The following is a 16,195-nucleotide window of genomic DNA, read 5'->3' as shown; positions in this document are numbered from 1 at the left end:
TCCCCCAATTCACGACAATAGTCCTATCTACATCATACCTTCCAGAATATTCAAAAGACAAGACTTTTTGTCGAAAATCGCCGTCGAAAAAGAGAGATTAATCTTCTGAATGCGTTTTTTGATAGGTATATTGTCCAATCAGGAGATTCATGACATGGGTAAACATTTCCACTCGGTTAACGAGACCATTTGTGAAGATTCCAATTGCCCCTTCGTGTTTTCTGACATTTTTCTTATTAGCGTAATCATCCATGACTGGTCCGAGCTCTTCTCCCGCATGAAGTCTTACTGCTATTTCTTCAGGCAGTAAAACCCGGGCACCACCGGCAATAATCGGTGCCTTACCTTTTGATGCCAGTGCCCCCCAGTTACAAATCAGCAAGCCCTGGCTTGTTTCCTGTACGCCTCCTTCAAGGCCAATGCCAATATCGCCATTACCTTGATTTAACGCTTCAACTGCCCGGTTAACCGCTCCGCGAATTGTTTCTTCATCTGAAAAGGGCTGAGCATTTACTCCGGACGGTATATCCATAGTAATAAACTCTGCGTCTTGATTTAGAAAGCAATTTTTTACTGCAGTAATTTTTGCCAGGTTTTTTGATCCAATTATGACTTTCATGTAAGCATCTCCTTTTGCATATGAAAAGGAGGCATGTAGAATGCCCCCCTAAAATTAACTGTTTGCTTTAATCGTATCCACTGTGGTTTGATCACAAGACTTCACTAATTTAATTAACAATTCTTTTGCGGCGGCGTAATCATCTACATGAACGATGGAGGCATGGGTATGAATATAACGAGAACAAATACCAATAACCGCACTTGGAACACCTTGATTGGATTGATGTACACGGCCGGCATCTGTTCCGCCTTGTGAAACAAAATATTGATACGGAATATTGTGCGTTTCAGCCATATCGAGGACAAATTCCCTCATTCCACGATGTGTCACCATCGATTTATCCAGGATGCGAAGCAAGGCTCCTTTTCCTAAATGGCCAAATTCTAATTTGCTTCCAGTCATATCATTAGCAGGACTCGCATCAAGCGCAAAAAATATGTCAGGATTAATCATATTGGCAGCCGTTTGTGCTCCACGCAAGCCTACTTCTTCCTGGACAGTTGCACCAGAATAAAGGATGTTTGGCAAGGTCTCATCTTTTAGTTCTTGAAGCAATTCGATCGCGAGGCCGCAGCCATAGCGATTGTCCCATGCTTTTGCTAATATCTTTTTTTCGTTTGCCATTGGCGTAAATGGACAAATCGGAAGGATCACCTGACCTGGCTTTATACCAATCCTTTCGGCATCTTCACGATCATCGGCACCGATGTCGATCAGCATATTTTGAATTTCCATTGGCTTGTTTCGTTTCGCTTCGTCTAAAAGATGGGGAGGGATAGAACCGACCACTCCAATAATAGGACCATTCTTTGTCATGATTTGTACACGCTGAGCTAGTATCACCTGACTCCACCATCCGCCAAGCGGCTGAAAACGAAGCATTCCATTATCTGTAATGGCGGTAACCATGAAACCTACTTCATCCATATGTCCTGCCACCATTACGGTAGGCCCGACCCCTTTTTTCACACCAAAAATGCTGCCTAATTTATCTTGAACGATTTCATCCGCGTACTGTGATAATTGTTCCCTCATGAAATTTCTAACTAAATGTTCATTCCCTGGGGCTCCAGGGAGCTCTGTTAGCGTTTGAAAAAGCTTTAAGGTTTGTTCGTTCATAGTCAGACTCCTTTAGTTTTTCTCGAGATTAGTATAGTATGTATCCTTTTATTTTACAGAAATTTCGAACCCCTTACCACTATTTCTAATTCGACTGTTATATTATCTTCTACAATCCAAATAAGATATACTGAGGTTGGGATAGTTTGATCAGAATATTTTCTGAATAGATGGGGGTGCTTTTTTTGAACTGGAAATCATTTCTGCTTGGTGCTGCTTTAGGTGCCATTAGCGGGTATGCGGCAAAGGAAATCCTAAGCCAAAAAACAACTGTCACACCTGAAAAAGTTTTGGAGCACGTCAAGAAACAATTTAAACAAAATGGGCCTATTAGTGGTTCATGGATACACATGGCTGTTGAGCCGTACGAAAAGCAGCAAATAAAATATCAGGTTTACAAAGGCGGCATCTCCAAAAATAACAACGGATTAAATGAACAATTTGAATTTATCGCTGATGCCCAAACAGGTACCATCTTAAATATTCAACCTTTATCCAGTAATTAAAAAACGGCCGCATCCAAAATCGATGCGGCTATTTTTGGTCTTAGCAATGGGTTGTTGATTTGCACTCCAGGCGCGAGCGGTTCGCGGGCGTGCCGGGTAGCCTCCTCGGCGCTTTGGCGCCTGCGGGGTCTCCCGCAGGCGCCTTCCGCTCCAATCAACAATGTTATATATCAAAAATGTTTTTTAACACAATCTTTTATTAAGAGCGTTTTATGCCTTCGATTATTTTTCCATTTAAGTCCCATTTGACTGCACGGTAAAAGGCATCATGGTAAAATGTAAACCATGCCTTTCTCTCGATTGCGCAGGATACCCATTTTTCTTTTGCAGCAATAGAATCCATTGGATAATCATCATAGGCCATAACCCATAAAACATTTTGATGGGCATGTGTCGCCATGAGGTCAGCCATATGGATGGCCATTTCCCCTTCATCGTCAATAATAAGGATCGAATGTCCGTCGCTATGCCCGCCTGTATGGATCATTCGAATCGCTCCGAAACTCCACGTTTCGTCGAACGTTTCAACCTGTGTTTCAATGGCTTCCCAGTTTTCTTTCCAATATGTATTCTTGGACCGGATATTCGGGTTTCGCATCTCTTCCCATTCTACATTTGAAGTGATGATTTTCGCATTTGGGAAGGAAGAAGTATAACCGCCATCTTCAAGCTTCGTTAATCCACATGCATGGTCAAAATGTAAATGTGTCATTAACACATAATCTATGTCCCCAGCATTTAATCCTAGTTTGGCCAATGAAGAGTCAACCTCAGATTCCTTTGTAACCCCATAATTTCTTTGTTGTTTCTCCGTTAACTTTCCATTACCAATCCCGGATTCAACTAATAAATTTTTATCATTCATTTGAATCAGAATTGGGTCGGTTGGCAATTCAATTTGGTTTTTCTCATTGGGTGGATATTTCTTCGACCATAATCCTTTGGGAACCACGCCAAACATGGCACCACCATCTAAATTAGTCACTCCTCCAGATAACCAGGTCAGTGTTACGTTTCCAATCTTTAATGTTTGCATTATTTCAACCCCCTTTTTTCTATTTTAGCATTGTCCCATATTTAGGAAAAATAAAAAGAACAGTCCCTAAAAGGAACTGTCTTCATTATTAGTTTTGATATTTTACTTCACAGCGGTATATACGATTCCCCATTTCGGAGAATTTCTCTTCATATTCCGTCATGATGTTACCTTCGTAACCACTCTTATGGAAATCTAAGCTAAGATATTTTAATAATAAGCCGTACTCTGAAAAGCTCATTAGCGAATATTCAAACAGTCCTTGATTGTCTGTTTTAAAATGAATTTCCCCACCATCAACTAAAATATCCTCATAAAGCTTTAAGAAATCTTTATAGGTCAATCTTCTTTTTTCATGACGTACTTTTGGCCATGGATCTGAGAAATTCAAATAAACACGGTCAACATCATTTTTCGCAAAATATTTCTCTAAATCAGCCGCATTCACATTTAGCAGCCTAAGGTTTGGCAAATCCGCTTCAATTAAACGATCTAAAGCCGCAACGATGACACTGTCAAACAATTCAATGCCCATATAATTAATTTCTGGATTTGCCTTTGCCATTTCGGTAATGAATCGGCCTTTTCCAGTTCCAACCTCGATATGAAGCGGTTGCTCATTTCCAAATACCTCATGCCATTTACCTTTACACAACTCTGGATTCGCTACGATATATTGAGGATGCTGCTCTATTTTATCCTTTGCCCAAGGTTTATGTCTAAGTCTCATATTTGCACTCCTAAAAAATAATTTCGTTCAAACCATAACACGCGACCCTTTCACTTGCAAGCCAATCCTGTTGGAAAAAAGCAAAATGCATAAACAAAAAAAGAATTCACAACCTAACTGTGAATTCTTTTTATAAAAATCCCACTTGAAAGGGTGTTGTGTCATGCCATTAAGTCATAGTGACCAGGTTGCCTTACTTAAGGATATATTAAGCAATCATCAAACAGATTGCTGCGGGTCTGTAGCAGAATGTGAACAACTAGAACGATTAGTGAAATCCCTCATGGTTAACACACAGGTCGATCAAAATGTTAAAAACATTTTGCAGGAGGTTTATCAATACAGCCAGTATGGTGCTGGGACAGCCAATTTGGATGAACATATCCAATCTAACCAAGAAAACCTATCACAATGGGTAAACGATATTGGTCAGTTTTCTTAATTAGAGGATTTCCGCTAAAAACTTTATCCACTTATCCCTTTCTTCGATGCGGTTTTTATTTTTATACCACTGGATTGAAGATAAGGTCTGTAAAGTCGTATACCATTTCATTCTAAGCCTTAATTGATCAGTCAGCAGCGTGTTCCCGTACATGCTTAGCCAATCCTGCCAATTTTCTTCTGGAATATACCAATATAAAAGCAGACCAAGGTCGATCGCAGGGTCGGCTATCATTGCCCCGTCCCAATCAATTAAATACAACTGGTTGTCTTCCGCAAGCAGCCAGTTGTTATGATTCACATCACCATGACATACCACTTTTTCTTCACTATAAACATTTTTCGCTTCCTTCTTTAAGAAGTTCAATGTTTTTTGTACTTCAGGAAATTCAAGGATTTGTTCATCCAAGTCATCTATCACTGTTTGAAAAAGGGTTTCGGGATCCAATGGTGATTTTTCTAACCGGCTAAGCATACCCAGCATCGGCTCTGATTGGTGAATTTTTTTCAACAGCCTGGCAACAAGCTCCTGATTCATCTCTGATGGTTTCAGTTCCCGGCCTTCAAGCCATTGCTGTGCTGTTATGACATCTCCGTTTTCCAACCGTTTCGTCCAAACAAGCTTTGGGACGATACCTTCTGCCGATAGTACCGCAAGGAAAGGAGAAGAATTCCGCTTTAAAAAAAGCCTTTGATCTTCATATCTTGCATAAAAGGCTTCTCCTGTCGCGCCTCCAGCAGGGATAATTTCCCACTCTTGTCCTAATATATGTTCCAAAATTGTTCACCTTCAATTATGCCGTTCTAATGGGAGCATTTAGATAAGGCTCTTTTCGTAACCTTGTTGCTTTTGGAACCTAGTAAGGTTCATTAACTAAGTTTATAGGCAAAACTCGCAAAAGTGCTTACAAAAAGATGCCATGACGCTTCTAGTTATACGGGTTTATAAACTTATACGAAAAACAACAATTTATGCGAAAATACCTTAGATAAAAAAGCATGCGCCTTTTTACCTTCATTTAATAAATAAAAAAAGGCTATTGAAACCATAGCACACAATAGCCATCTTAATAAATTTTATCTCCAATTGCCTTTTTTCGTCAAGTAATCTTGGGAAACTATTTTTTCACTAAAACATTTAACGAGATTGGTTCAACAATTATTTCCCCAACCTTAAAGGCTTTAGATGTAGAAATCCCTGCAAATTCATGATTGGCTATAACAGTCCATTCCCCTTCAGGCAGTGTGATCTGCTGCTCACGGGAAGACGAATTAATGATTAAGATTACTTTTGCCTTTTCATAATAAATACCTAAAACATGGGAGTTAAACGGTAAAATTCGAATATTCGAGCGAATTTCAGCTTGGGCTCTCATGCGAAAGCAGGAATATGTTTTTCGGATTTGAATAAGGCCTTTAATATACTCCACATTTTCTTTATATGTGCTTTTCCGATCCCAATCGAGTTGGTTAATGGGATCTGGCGAATGATAACTGTTTCCATCCCCTTGTTTCGTTCGAAAAAACTCCTGCCCGCTATGCAGGAAAGGAATCCCTTGTGCCAATAAGACCAACCCCGTCGCGAGACGGTGATATTTCATTCGGGAAGATTCATCCGTATTTTTGTGACAGGCCAAAAGCTTATCCCACATGGTATGATTATCATGACATTCAACATAATTTACTGATTGGGATGGTTCATTAAACAATCCATTTCCTTTTTTATTGAAACCGATGCTTCCCGTCATTAACTCAATTGCTGCCTCAAGATAATGCTCATTTCCTAAAGCGTAGCCTTTATCAAATAAATTAAAAGTACTGCCTTTAATGCTGTCGCGAAACTTATCATTAAACTGGGCAATTCCCGGCATCTTCGCTTGATTCGCTATAATCGCCTTTCGCTCTTGAGGAAGGGGCGTGTTTAGATTCCAGCCCTCACCCAAAATAATCGTGTCATTTGCAGTGATGTCACAGACATTTCTTACTAAATTCATTGTCTCAACATCCAAAATACCCATTAAGTCAAATCGAAAGCCATCAATATGGTATTCTTCCATCCAGAATTGAATCGAGTCTAAAATAAATTTTCTAACCATCCTTCGCTCAGAGGCAATATCATTGCCAACACCAGTCCCGTTTGAAGGCAGTCCAATTTCATTATGACGGAAATAATAACCTGGAACCACTTTTTCAAAAGAGGAATTTTCGCGGATATAAATATGATTATAAACGACATCCATAATGACCCTGATCCCAGCACGATGTATTTGATCAATTAAATGCTTTAATTCCAAAATTCTGGAATAGGGATTAGAGGGATCTGTAGAATAACTGCCTTCTGGAGCATTAAAATGAAGCGGGTTATATCCCCAGTTATAATCCTTGGTTGGTTCCAGTTCATTAACACCTGCAAAATCATGTACAGGAAGAAATTCAATATGGGTAATTCCCAAATCTTTTAAATAGGACAATCCTGTGGGTCCACAATCTCTACCTTTCGTGTCTAACTCACCAGCACCAAGATAAAGACCTTTATGACTTACTCCGCTCCCCGGATGAATGGTAAAATCTCTGATATGTGTTTCATAAATAATCGCATCAACAGGGTTTGAGATACATGGGAGATTGACTTTGGGACGATTTGTTTTTGCCAGGTTTACAATAACACCATGTTCACCATTTGCCGTCAAGGCCTTCACATAAGGATCAATTACCTCACGCCATTCCAAGTTAACGTGAACAAGAAAGCTATAATGATAGTATTCTAAATCACCATTTACGGTAACGGACCAAATCCCACGTTCTTCCCGCTTCATTTTTATAATTTCTGAAAATTGACTGTCAGAAGGGCGTAATTTTAATTTGACGCCTGTTGCTGTAGGAGCCCAAAGTTTTAACTGACTTTGATTTTCACTATAGGTCACGCCTAGATCATTACCGTCATAATAAAATTTATCATCAAATGAATCCGTTCGGATAACTGCGCCTATCTGAAGATCTGTTTTTCCTCCATGTTCATCCAATATCCAATACTGTCTTCCAAACAAAATTTCCTCTGAATGCTGGCAAATATACTTCATCTTGTTTTCTATTTGCCGCTTTTCCAAGATTGTCAAAGGAAATTGTTGAAAGTCATCGGAAACAATGAATGAAGAGGATTTACCATGATGATATGAAAGTGGCAGAAGAATCGTAATGATCTTCATCTCATCTAAGTAGGCAAGAAAATTTCGTTCAGTGGCAATCATTAGAATCCCTCTCTTTCAAATCAACTATTTCTTGACGTGCCCTTCTTGTTAACACTGACAGGGCTTTCGGTTGCAGGTTAATGGTCAGGGGTGTAAATCCAAGATGCTCTCCATCCCCATGAACATAGAGAGAGTCATTTGAATGAATGGAGACAACCTTCCCTTTAAAGGTTTTCACTTCTTTAAAATAGATATGTTTTCCCCAAAAAACACTTATAAAAACTAGTAACAACTTAAATCTAGATAACTCATGAACAACCGTTATATCGAAAAGTCCATCATCTGGTTCAGCTTCAGGAGCAATTTTCATACCGCCTCCATAATAAGGTTGATTGGAAACGGTAACAAACCATGTTTGTTCAAATATATGCTTTTTCCCTTCAATTGATAAATCAATTGTGGATGTTTTAAAAGTAAAAACTTTTTTTAGGAGAAAATACACATAAACCAAGCGGCCCATTGAAAGCTTATTAAACAAAGCCTTTATTGGGGATTGATTCACTTCATAGGAAATAAGGGCATCAAATCCTGCACCCATATTGTTTATAAAATAGTGCTCGGAATGGTCTCCCAGCATTATTTTTCCAGTATCAATTGAGTGTACTTCCTGCTTCATCAGCCGGATTATCACCTTAAGGGCTTCTAATGGATCTGAAGGTATTTGAAACCCTCGAGAAAAGTCGTTTCCTGACCCCCCAGGGATAAATCCTAAAGTAATTTTATGGTTATTCACAATCATTCCATTCATAACTTCATGCATAGTTCCGTCTCCGCCAACAGCTATCATTAACTTTTGGTCATTGTTGCTGGCAGCAATTTGGCTGGCGAGAATTTTGGCATGACCTGGGAACTCTGTAAAAAATGCCAGGTAGGAGATTTGTTCTGCCTTTAATAAAGGTTCGATATTTCTCCAAATATTAAAGCAGCGGCCGTTACCTGCTTTTGGATTGATAATAAAATATATTTGCTTCATTTCGCCAACCCTTACACTCTTTATTTTGAATGGGTTAAACTTCGCTGTTGATTGGAGCTCCAGGCACTTCGCGCACCTTAGGGCGGTCCGGGGAGCCTCCTCGGCGCTTTAAGCGCCTGCGGGGTCTCCCCTGCCCCGTTCTCCCGCAGGAGACTCGTGCCTTCCGCTCCAATCAACAAAGTTCAAAATCAACACTGCCTTATTTTAAAGGATAGATCGTTTTGGCCTCATATTTAGGGGTTTTCTGAAGATGTGTTTGGTAAAGCACCACTTCTTGAGCTTGAAAGGTCAGTGGTTCTGCCTGAAGCTCCTGCCACATTTCAAGCTGCTCTCTTTGAAAAGCTTGTTCCCCATTCCACTTTCTAGCTAGTGTTATATGGGGACGAAATGGCCGAGTTTCTAGTTGGAAGCCAGCCTTTTCACAAGCAGAAAAGACTTTACCTCTCAGTTCATTCAGCTCCCGGCTCTCGACCGTATCCGCCCAAAATATCCTGGGTGAATCTTGATTACCGAATATTCCAAGTTTGTTTATTTTCAATTTGAATGCTTTTTCATTCTTTATGTTTTCTCTCACCTTTTTTTCTGCTTCTGCTAGTTTTTCAGAAGCTGCACCCCCTAGAAAAGCCAAGGTAATATGCAAATCTTGATAATGAACCCAGCGGTTAAAAGGGAGGCTTTCTTTTAATTTGTCCATCCGGTCTTTTAGGACTATTTTCGTTTCATCAGGGATTTTAACTGCAAAGAAAAAATGGTCTCGATGTTCCATGATTGTTCATCCTTTATTAAATTTTAGTCTATTTTGACATAATTGTATCTACTTAAAGAAGTACATTATCCGATATTTTTTACATTGCCGAAGAAATTATTTATCATAAGGATAGCAGGTACAGGAAGGAAGGACCCAAATGAAAGTCGTAAATAATATTGCCGAACTAATCGGAGACACACCGCTTGTCAAACTAAATCGCCTTGCTCCTAAAGATGGGGCCTCTGTATATTTAAAGCTTGAGTTTTTTAACCCCAGTAAAAGTGTAAAAGATCGAGCTGCTTTTAATATGATAGTCGAAGCAGAAAAAGCAGGACAATTAACCAAAGGCTCCACCATCATTGAACCGACTAGCGGTAATACAGGTATTGGATTAGCAATGAATGCTGCGGCTCGCGGCTATCGCTCAGTTATCGTGATGCCTGATACGATGACACAGGAACGAATTAATATTTTAAAAGCCTATGGTGCGGAGGTTGTTCTTACTCCAGGGGAGGAAAAAATGCCGGGTGCGATAAAAAAAGCAAAAGAATTAGCAACGGCTATTCCAAATAGTTTTATTCCGATGCAGTTTGAGAATGAGGCAAACCCTGATGCCCACCGTTTCACCACCGCTGTTGAGATCATCAAAGCAATGGAGGAAATTGGCAAGCCGTTATCGGCTTTTGTTGCCACAGCCGGAACGGGAGGGACCATTACAGGAACAGGAGAAGCCTTAAGAAAGCATTATGAAAATCTATTAATCCATGTCGTGGAACCAAAAGGGTCACCTGTTTTATCTGGCGGGAAACCCGGCAAACATAAGCTCGTCGGGACCAGCCCTGGATTTATTCCTGATATCCTTAACCAAGATGTATATGACGAAATTCAAAAGATCTCGGATGAAGATGCTTATGAAATCTCGCGCAGATTAGCTAGTGAAGAAGGTATTCTTGTTGGGCCATCATCAGGTGCCGCCTGCTTTGCTGCATTACAAGTTGCAAAGAAATTATCACCAGATGAGGTCGTAGTATGTATTGCTTGTGATACAGGAGAAAGATACTTATCTGGTGATTTATTTCAGTTTGAATAGAAATAAAGACGTGCTAAAAATTGCACGTCTTTTTCTAATTCTATAGATTTCCACATTGTTCTTCTATTTCTTGAACAAATAGCTCTTGTATATTCATTGTAACAGGGCCTGGTAAGCCGTCCCTTACTTTTTTGCCCTCTATTTCGATAATCGGCATGACCTCTGATGTTGTACTGGACATGAACAATTCATCAGCCTGGGCCAATTCATCAAGTGTAAAAGTTCGTTCTTCAACAGGAATATTATTTTTTAAACAAAGGTTCAAAATAACATCCTTTGTGATTCCTTTTAAAATTAGATTATTAGATGGGTGCGTAATGACAACACCATTTTTTACAATAAAGATGTTCGATGAGCTTCCTTCGGTAACATCCTGACCACGATGCTGAATTGCTTCAAACGCCCCTCCTTCAGCTGCTTTTTGTTTTGCTAATAGGTTGCCTAGTAAATTTAGACTTTTAATATCACAGCGAAGCCAGCGGATATCTTCAGTGAGAATCGTCTTTACGCCCGTTTTCAAACTTTCTTCAGGTCGTCCTGCCTCTTTCGTATAAGCCACAATCGATGGGACGGTCTCTTCCGTAGGAAAAGCATGATTCCGCGGTGCGACTCCCCTTGTGATTTGCATATAAATCGTCCCAAGCTGAAGATTATTTTTGTCAATAAGTTCTTCTAACAATTGTGTTATTTGTTCAATGGTAATTGGCAGTGAAATACCGATACTGTTAGAGCTTTTCACAAATCTCTCCAGATGTTCTTTTACAGTAAACATTTTACCGTTATAGACCCGGATGACCTCATATACCCCATCACCAAATTGATAGCCACGGTCTTCTACATCCACTTTTGCTTCAGATCGATCGATAATTGTACCGTTTAAAATTGCAAATTTCATCTCCGATTTCCCCTTTTGTTTACTTATTCATTTTTTGCCAATTCAAAGATTGCTTGTGCATAAATCGCTGTTGCCTTTAACAAGTCTTCAATATACATATATTCATCTTTTTGATGGGCAATATCTGGTCTTCCAGGAAATAGCGGTCCAAAGGCTACACCTGATTTGAGAGAACGGGCGTAGGTTCCGCCTCCAATAGCAATCAATTCAGCCTTTTCACCCGTTTGTTCTTCATACACCTTTTTCAAGGTTTGTATGAGGAATTCCTTTTCATCCACATGATGCGGCTTAGAGTCTGAGAAGTGGTTAATCTCGAAGCCTTCGTCTATAAGAAGAGCATCCAGCTTGGCTTTAGTGTCCTCCATTTTGTTTGTAACAGGGTACCTGCATGTCATGCCTATACTGCCACCGGATTGTGGCGAAAATGACAGTTTGCCGGGATTGATGGTAAGATCTCCCGAGATATCATCAGAATAAGCTACTTCAAGGTTTACACCCCTTGAATCATTAAAGAAATAGCGGGATACGAATTGGAAATAATGGGAGGCTTTCACCTCCAAATTTTGCTTTGAAAGAAATTCTGCTAAAAATAACCCGGCATTTTTCCCGTTTTTTGGTTCCATTCCATGTGCAGAAATACCTTTTACTTCTAAAATTAATGTTCCGTTCTCGGCTTGATGACTATGTTCGAGCTCATACTCCCTCATGAAGGATGAATAGTCTTCAAGTAACCCAGCTTGATTTTCTTTTAGTTTTAATACGGCTTTAGCGTAATCTGGCACCATATTGTACCTCTTTCCGGAAACAAAGCTGACGACCTCAACCTCCCCCTCAGCGCTGTCATTGAAAGATTCTTTCTGAACCATATCGAAATCAGCAATCCCTTTTTCCGCATTTATGATGGGGAAATCAGCATCTGGAGCAAATCCTAGTGTCGGCATTTCTTCATGCTGAAAATAATGCTCCACACAGCGCCAATTGCTCTCCTCGTCCGTTCCAATAATCATTCGAACTCGCTTTTTAAGGGGCAATCCCAGTTCCTTCACAATTTTCATCGCATAGTAAGCCGCCATTGTTGGCCCTTTATCATCCAAAGCACCGCGGGCATAAATTTTTCCATCACGAATTTCTGCCCCATAAGGATCGCTTGACCAACCGTCCCCTTCTGGAACTACATCCACATGGCAGAGAATCCCAAGCAGCTCTTTTCCTTCACCAAACTCCAGGTGGCCCGCTAAATTCCCAACATTTTTCGGAGTAAATCCATCTTTTTCACCGAGCTGAAGCATATAATCGAGCGCTTCTTTTACACCCTGCCCAAGAGGCGCGTCCGAAGAAGTATTTTCTTCGTCTAAAAGACTTTTAATATGTAATAATCCCTGGGTGTCCTTAATGAGTGCATCTTTTCTTTTTTCAACCTCACTCATCCAATTAATCTGTGTCACCGTTTGTACCCCCATATTAAGATATATATTTCTTTTTTAACAATATCATTATGGCAATTATCTTATCAATTTTAAAAAAACTATCCAGATAACAAATTGTTTTTTTACTAAAAATTCAAAAAATTATCATAAACCAAACATTATTCCCCATACGATATAGTATCAGCCATGAAAGGGAGGGAAAAAAGCCGAACACAATTTGTAAATTTATAATGATTATTTTGTTAATTTTACTATAGTGGTAGAAATTTTCAGAAATTATGGGTACAATATGGTTAGATGTATGACATCTAAGTACACGCTTCTAGCATCCATGAAAAGGAGTTGTCTGCGCGGAAAAGAAAACTACATATTGTCAAAGAGGCTGTCGGTAGAGGGATTAAGCCATAGGTTTGAAATTAGGATAGGGAGTGGTTCTTTGAAACCTTCAACTAACCGGATGTTAAACCGCATCAAATGTATCTACATGTTTATCCGCAATAACGGCACTGTCACAACGCAGGAACTTGTAGAGGAATTTGGTATCACTCCTCGCACCATACAACGAGATTTAAATGTCTTAGCCTATAATGACTTGGTCATAAGCCCAAGCCGCGGAAAATGGACTACTACAGAAAAGAAAGTGAAGATGTCATCTTAAAACAAAAAACATGAAAATAAGCATAAAAAAAGTACACGATCTAATCGTGTACTTTTTCGTTCCTGAGTAATTACCGATGTTCATGCATCTGATCAAATTTGATAATGTTGTTGAATTCTTGTTCACTTAAAATTCCGAGCTTTTTAAATAAAAATGAATACAGGTAAATTCTCCGCTGCAATCGAGGGTTAATAAACATCTCATTCGCCTCCTATTTGTATATATAATATTCACCGCATCTAATAAAGTTTCCTTCAGGCAAAAAATATTCTTTAAGTGAAAAATATATGGGTTTGACAGTTTTTCATAATATGCTATATTAGTATAAAATACTTTAACGCTTAAAAGCGTCTAAGCAAAAGAGAAAAGTGGGTTGAAACAACATGGAAAACAATCATCAGAACTTAAAAAAGGGGTTATTGCCGAGGCATGTACAGTTTATTGCACTGGCAGGCATGATTGGTACGGGGATATTTAAGGGAAGCTCGGATACTTTGAATATTGCCGGGCCCAGCGTCGTCGTTACTTATTTAATTGGCGGGCTCATCCTCTTTATAATCATGGCCGCATTAGGGGAAATGGCTCTGGCCTTTCCGAACTTCAATGTGCAGCATCTAGTAAATAAAGCATTCGGCTTTCAGGTTTCATTCATTGTCGGCTGGCTGTACTGGATTAACTGGATTCTTGTTACTGTGGTTGAATTATTAGCGGCAGGAAGTTTTCTGCAATATTGGTTCCCTTCTGCCCCATTATGGCTATTAAGCTTTCTTTGTGCAGTCGTTATTGTAGGAATCAATTTAACCCAAGTGAAATATTATGGTGAGCTGGAGTTTTGGTTTGCAGGAATTAAGATTTTGGCGTTAATCGCTTTTATTGTGCTGGGATTTTTCCTTCTATTAGGAATCATTCCAGGGTCATCGCACGATTCTTTCGCCAACTATACAGCACATGGGGGATTTTTTCCGCACGGTGCAGGCGGCATGTTTAGTGCGTTTTTAGTGGTTATGTTTTCTTATGGCGGTGCTGAATTAATCGGCGTTGCCGTTACTGAAACTAAAGATGCCGAACGAGTTTTGCCGAAAATTATTAAGGGCGCTGTTTGGCGCGTCATTATTTTTTACATTCTACCGATCCTGATTATTTGTGGAATTATGCCATGGAATAAAGTTTCCGGCGCAGAAAGTCCGTTTGTTCAAGTATTTAGCAGCACAGGTCTCCCTGGTGCAGCACATATTATGAATTTCGTCTTATTAACAGCCGTTTTATCTGCGGCAAATTCAGGCATATATGCGACATCGAGAACGTTATTCTCGATGGCACAAAGCGGTGTAGCACCAAAAAGCTTGTTAAAAACCTCGAAGTCCGGCATTCCTATAGTTGGGATTTTGATTACAAGTGCCTTTATTTTAGGCGGTGTTTATTTAGCTTATTTAACGCCTAGTCAGGTCATCAGCTATCTTATGACCATCCCAGGTTTTACGGTAATGTTAATTTGGATTAGTATTTGTGCGGCCCAATTAAAACTCCGTCCTCTTTATAAAAAGCAATCTGCTTTTCGAGTAAAATGGTATCCATATACAACTATATTTGCAATTGTATCCTTATGCATCATCTTTATTGGGTTTCTTTTAAACCCGAACAATGTAATTGGATCAATTGTTTCCCTTGTAACGGTAGGGGTTCTAATTATTCTTTCCTTCGCTGTTAAAAAAAGATGGACCTCAGTAAACATGAATTCTATTAGACAAGTATAAAAAAGTCAGCAAATATCGCTGACTTTTTTTCTATTTTAAGAAAGAGATATTTTTGAAAAGTAATCGATAACAAATTGGCGAAATTGCTTGGCAGCATCAGAATGATATCGCCTTTTTGACCAGCCCAAGCCGATTGTTCTATGACAATTTGGTTCAATGATTTGGAGCTTGTGTGAAAAAGGATTTAAGTTATGCACCCAAGACAATTCTGATACAAAGGCAATTCCAAGGCCTTGTCTAACAAGATCACCAATTACCCCTGGTTCATCCCCTTCGAAGGCGATATTCGGAACAAACCCGGCTTGAAGGCAAAATTCATCGGTTAAATTCCGGAATCCATAACCTGTATTCATACTTATAAACGGCTCTTCCTTTACTTCATAAAGATAAATTGTATCCCTATTGGCCAGCCGATGATGCGGTGGAACGATTAAATAAATTTCTTCGGTGATTAGCGGTTCCCAAACAAGCTCATCCCCTTCCATTGGAACGGAAGAAATACAAAAATCAATTTCTGCCTTTTCAAGCTGGCGCTTCATAGAGTTAGTGGATTCTAATACCTGCTGAAATTTCACATCAGGTGATTGCTTTAAAAACGAACTCAGTAAATCAGGTAAAACTCTTGGAATGCTGACGGCCAATGTTATTTGATTTTGGCTCCTTTCAGCTAATTCTACAATTTCTCTTTTTCCCTCATTCAACTCCAAAAATGCCCGGTTCACTCGTTCTAGAAATAGTTTACCAAAAGCATTTAAACTTATTTGCCTATTAGCCCGATCGAATAACGGTACACCGAGATCTTCTTCTAAACGGGATATAGTTTTACTTAAAGAGGGCTGGGCAATCTTAAGTTCTTCTGATGCCCGAGTCATATGTTCAAGCCGGGCAACAGTTTGGAAATACTTTAATTGCAAAAGCTCCATCCTATGTCCACCTACTATTTATATA

Annotated in this window: 17 protein-coding genes; 5 read left to right on the top strand and 12 right to left on the bottom strand. The window is 39.5% G+C overall.

The genetic code is table 11. The features are described from left to right. Positions 1 to 97: 97 nt before the first annotated feature. Together AC59HZ_RS00395 and AC59HZ_RS00390 are read right to left on the bottom strand one after the other, a co-directional pair. Positions 98 to 619: a DUF84 family protein gene (locus AC59HZ_RS00395; RefSeq protein WP_496543954.1), complete on the bottom strand. Its 522-nt coding sequence runs from the start codon at positions 617 to 619 to the stop codon at positions 98 to 100. A gap of 54 nt (positions 620 to 673) precedes the next feature. After that, complete coding sequence (locus tag AC59HZ_RS00390; protein ID WP_496543953.1) at positions 674 to 1,741, bottom strand: M42 family metallopeptidase; 1,068 nt, start codon at positions 1,739 to 1,741, stop codon at positions 674 to 676. Between the two features lie 185 nt (positions 1,742 to 1,926). Here AC59HZ_RS00390 and AC59HZ_RS00385 point away from each other — a divergent pair, with 185 nt between their 5' ends. Continuing rightward, complete coding sequence (locus AC59HZ_RS00385) at positions 1,927 to 2,247, top strand: PepSY domain-containing protein (protein WP_496543952.1); 321 nt, start codon at positions 1,927 to 1,929, stop codon at positions 2,245 to 2,247. A gap of 199 nt (positions 2,248 to 2,446) precedes the next feature. Here AC59HZ_RS00385 and AC59HZ_RS00380 read toward each other — a convergent pair whose 3' ends face one another. Together AC59HZ_RS00380 and trmB are read right to left on the bottom strand one after the other, a co-directional pair. After that, complete coding sequence (locus AC59HZ_RS00380) at positions 2,447 to 3,283, bottom strand: YtnP family quorum-quenching lactonase (protein ID WP_496543951.1); 837 nt, start codon at positions 3,281 to 3,283, stop codon at positions 2,447 to 2,449. An 88-nt stretch (positions 3,284 to 3,371) separates the two neighbouring features. Then, complete coding sequence (gene trmB, locus AC59HZ_RS00375) at positions 3,372 to 4,013, bottom strand: tRNA (guanosine(46)-N7)-methyltransferase TrmB (protein WP_496543950.1); 642 nt, start codon at positions 4,011 to 4,013, stop codon at positions 3,372 to 3,374. 163 nt (positions 4,014 to 4,176) lie between these two features. Here trmB and AC59HZ_RS00370 point away from each other — a divergent pair, with 163 nt between their 5' ends. Beyond that, positions 4,177 to 4,455: a YtzH-like family protein gene (locus tag AC59HZ_RS00370; RefSeq protein WP_496543949.1), complete on the top strand. Its 279-nt coding sequence runs from the start codon at positions 4,177 to 4,179 to the stop codon at positions 4,453 to 4,455. Here AC59HZ_RS00370 and AC59HZ_RS00365 read toward each other — a convergent pair whose 3' ends face one another. The 4 genes from AC59HZ_RS00365 to thpR form a co-directional block, all read right to left on the bottom strand. Then, the gene (locus AC59HZ_RS00365; RefSeq protein ID WP_496543948.1) at positions 4,456 to 5,232 is read right to left on the bottom strand and encodes a phosphotransferase; all 777 of its coding nucleotides are present in this window, start codon (positions 5,230 to 5,232) and stop codon (positions 4,456 to 4,458) included. A gap of 340 nt (positions 5,233 to 5,572) precedes the next feature. Beyond that, a complete protein-coding gene (pulA, locus tag AC59HZ_RS00360) occupies positions 5,573 to 7,702 on the bottom strand; it encodes a type I pullulanase (protein ID WP_496543947.1) in 2,130 nt (709 codons plus the stop codon). Next, positions 7,689 to 8,675, bottom strand: a complete 987-nt coding sequence (locus AC59HZ_RS00355) for a diacylglycerol/lipid kinase family protein (RefSeq protein ID WP_496543946.1) — start codon at positions 8,673 to 8,675, stop codon at positions 7,689 to 7,691. Before AC59HZ_RS00355 ends, pulA begins: the two co-directional genes overlap by 14 nt. Positions 8,676 to 8,874: 199 nt before the next feature. Continuing rightward, the gene (gene thpR / locus AC59HZ_RS00350) at positions 8,875 to 9,441 is read right to left on the bottom strand and encodes an RNA 2',3'-cyclic phosphodiesterase (protein WP_496543945.1); all 567 of its coding nucleotides are present in this window, start codon (positions 9,439 to 9,441) and stop codon (positions 8,875 to 8,877) included. Positions 9,442 to 9,580: 139 nt separating this feature from the next. Here thpR and cysK point away from each other — a divergent pair, with 139 nt between their 5' ends. After that, complete coding sequence (gene cysK, locus AC59HZ_RS00345; protein WP_496543944.1) at positions 9,581 to 10,513, top strand: cysteine synthase A; 933 nt, start codon at positions 9,581 to 9,583, stop codon at positions 10,511 to 10,513. Positions 10,514 to 10,553: 40 nt separating this feature from the next. Here cysK and dat read toward each other — a convergent pair whose 3' ends face one another. Both dat and pepV read right to left on the bottom strand, forming a co-directional pair. Then, complete coding sequence (gene dat / locus AC59HZ_RS00340; RefSeq protein ID WP_496543943.1) at positions 10,554 to 11,408, bottom strand: D-amino-acid transaminase; 855 nt, start codon at positions 11,406 to 11,408, stop codon at positions 10,554 to 10,556. 23 nt (positions 11,409 to 11,431) lie between these two features. Next, the gene (pepV, locus tag AC59HZ_RS00335) at positions 11,432 to 12,853 is read right to left on the bottom strand and encodes a dipeptidase PepV (protein ID WP_496543942.1); all 1,422 of its coding nucleotides are present in this window, start codon (positions 12,851 to 12,853) and stop codon (positions 11,432 to 11,434) included. Between the two features lie 418 nt (positions 12,854 to 13,271). Here pepV and AC59HZ_RS00330 point away from each other — a divergent pair, with 418 nt between their 5' ends. Continuing rightward, positions 13,272 to 13,493: a DeoR family transcriptional regulator gene (locus tag AC59HZ_RS00330; protein ID WP_173058944.1), complete on the top strand. Its 222-nt coding sequence runs from the start codon at positions 13,272 to 13,274 to the stop codon at positions 13,491 to 13,493. 70 nt (positions 13,494 to 13,563) lie between these two features. Here the strand turns inward: AC59HZ_RS00330 and AC59HZ_RS00325 are convergent, their stop codons facing one another. Continuing rightward, complete coding sequence (locus tag AC59HZ_RS00325) at positions 13,564 to 13,692, bottom strand: hypothetical protein (RefSeq protein ID WP_430067059.1); 129 nt, start codon at positions 13,690 to 13,692, stop codon at positions 13,564 to 13,566. A 184-nt stretch (positions 13,693 to 13,876) separates the two neighbouring features. Between AC59HZ_RS00325 and AC59HZ_RS00320 the strand changes: the two genes are divergently transcribed. Beyond that, positions 13,877 to 15,247, top strand: coding sequence for an amino acid permease (locus AC59HZ_RS00320; RefSeq protein ID WP_496543941.1), 1,371 nt, complete (start codon positions 13,877 to 13,879; stop codon positions 15,245 to 15,247). Between the two features lie 35 nt (positions 15,248 to 15,282). On the opposite strand, the gene AC59HZ_RS00315 is transcribed toward AC59HZ_RS00320, so the two are convergent. After that, positions 15,283 to 16,170 carry a LysR family transcriptional regulator gene (locus tag AC59HZ_RS00315; protein ID WP_496543940.1) on the bottom strand — a complete coding sequence of 296 codons (888 nt, stop codon included), beginning with the start codon at positions 16,168 to 16,170 and terminating at the stop codon, positions 15,283 to 15,285. Between the last annotated feature and the right edge of the window lie 25 nt (positions 16,171 to 16,195).

This window comes from Neobacillus sp. DZ-9, from assembly GCF_059587065.1.
The sequence above is the reverse complement of the archived record's forward strand: the minus strand, read 5'-3'. Positions and strand labels throughout refer to the sequence as shown.

Coding starts and splice junctions, on each gene's coding strand:
- AC59HZ_RS00320 (WP_496543941.1), top strand. CDS start 13,877: ATGGAAAACAATCATCAGAACTTAAAAAAGGGGTTATTGCCGAGGCAT.
- pulA (WP_496543947.1), bottom strand. CDS start 7,702: ATGATTGCCACTGAACGAAATTTTCTTGCCTACTTAGATGAGATGAAG.
- AC59HZ_RS00380 (WP_496543951.1), bottom strand. CDS start 3,283: ATGCAAACATTAAAGATTGGAAACGTAACACTGACCTGGTTATCTGGA.
- AC59HZ_RS00390 (WP_496543953.1), bottom strand. CDS start 1,741: ATGAACGAACAAACCTTAAAGCTTTTTCAAACGCTAACAGAGCTCCCT.
- AC59HZ_RS00325 (WP_430067059.1), bottom strand. CDS start 13,692: ATGTTTATTAACCCTCGATTGCAGCGGAGAATTTACCTGTATTCATTT.
- AC59HZ_RS00315 (WP_496543940.1), bottom strand. CDS start 16,170: ATGGAGCTTTTGCAATTAAAGTATTTCCAAACTGTTGCCCGGCTTGAA.
- thpR (WP_496543945.1), bottom strand. CDS start 9,441: ATGGAACATCGAGACCATTTTTTCTTTGCAGTTAAAATCCCTGATGAA.
- AC59HZ_RS00395 (WP_496543954.1), bottom strand. CDS start 619: ATGAAAGTCATAATTGGATCAAAAAACCTGGCAAAAATTACTGCAGTA.
- cysK (WP_496543944.1), top strand. CDS start 9,581: ATGAAAGTCGTAAATAATATTGCCGAACTAATCGGAGACACACCGCTT.
- AC59HZ_RS00355 (WP_496543946.1), bottom strand. CDS start 8,675: ATGAAGCAAATATATTTTATTATCAATCCAAAAGCAGGTAACGGCCGC.
- trmB (WP_496543950.1), bottom strand. CDS start 4,013: ATGAGACTTAGACATAAACCTTGGGCAAAGGATAAAATAGAGCAGCAT.
- AC59HZ_RS00370 (WP_496543949.1), top strand. CDS start 4,177: ATGCCATTAAGTCATAGTGACCAGGTTGCCTTACTTAAGGATATATTA.
- dat (WP_496543943.1), bottom strand. CDS start 11,408: ATGAAATTTGCAATTTTAAACGGTACAATTATCGATCGATCTGAAGCA.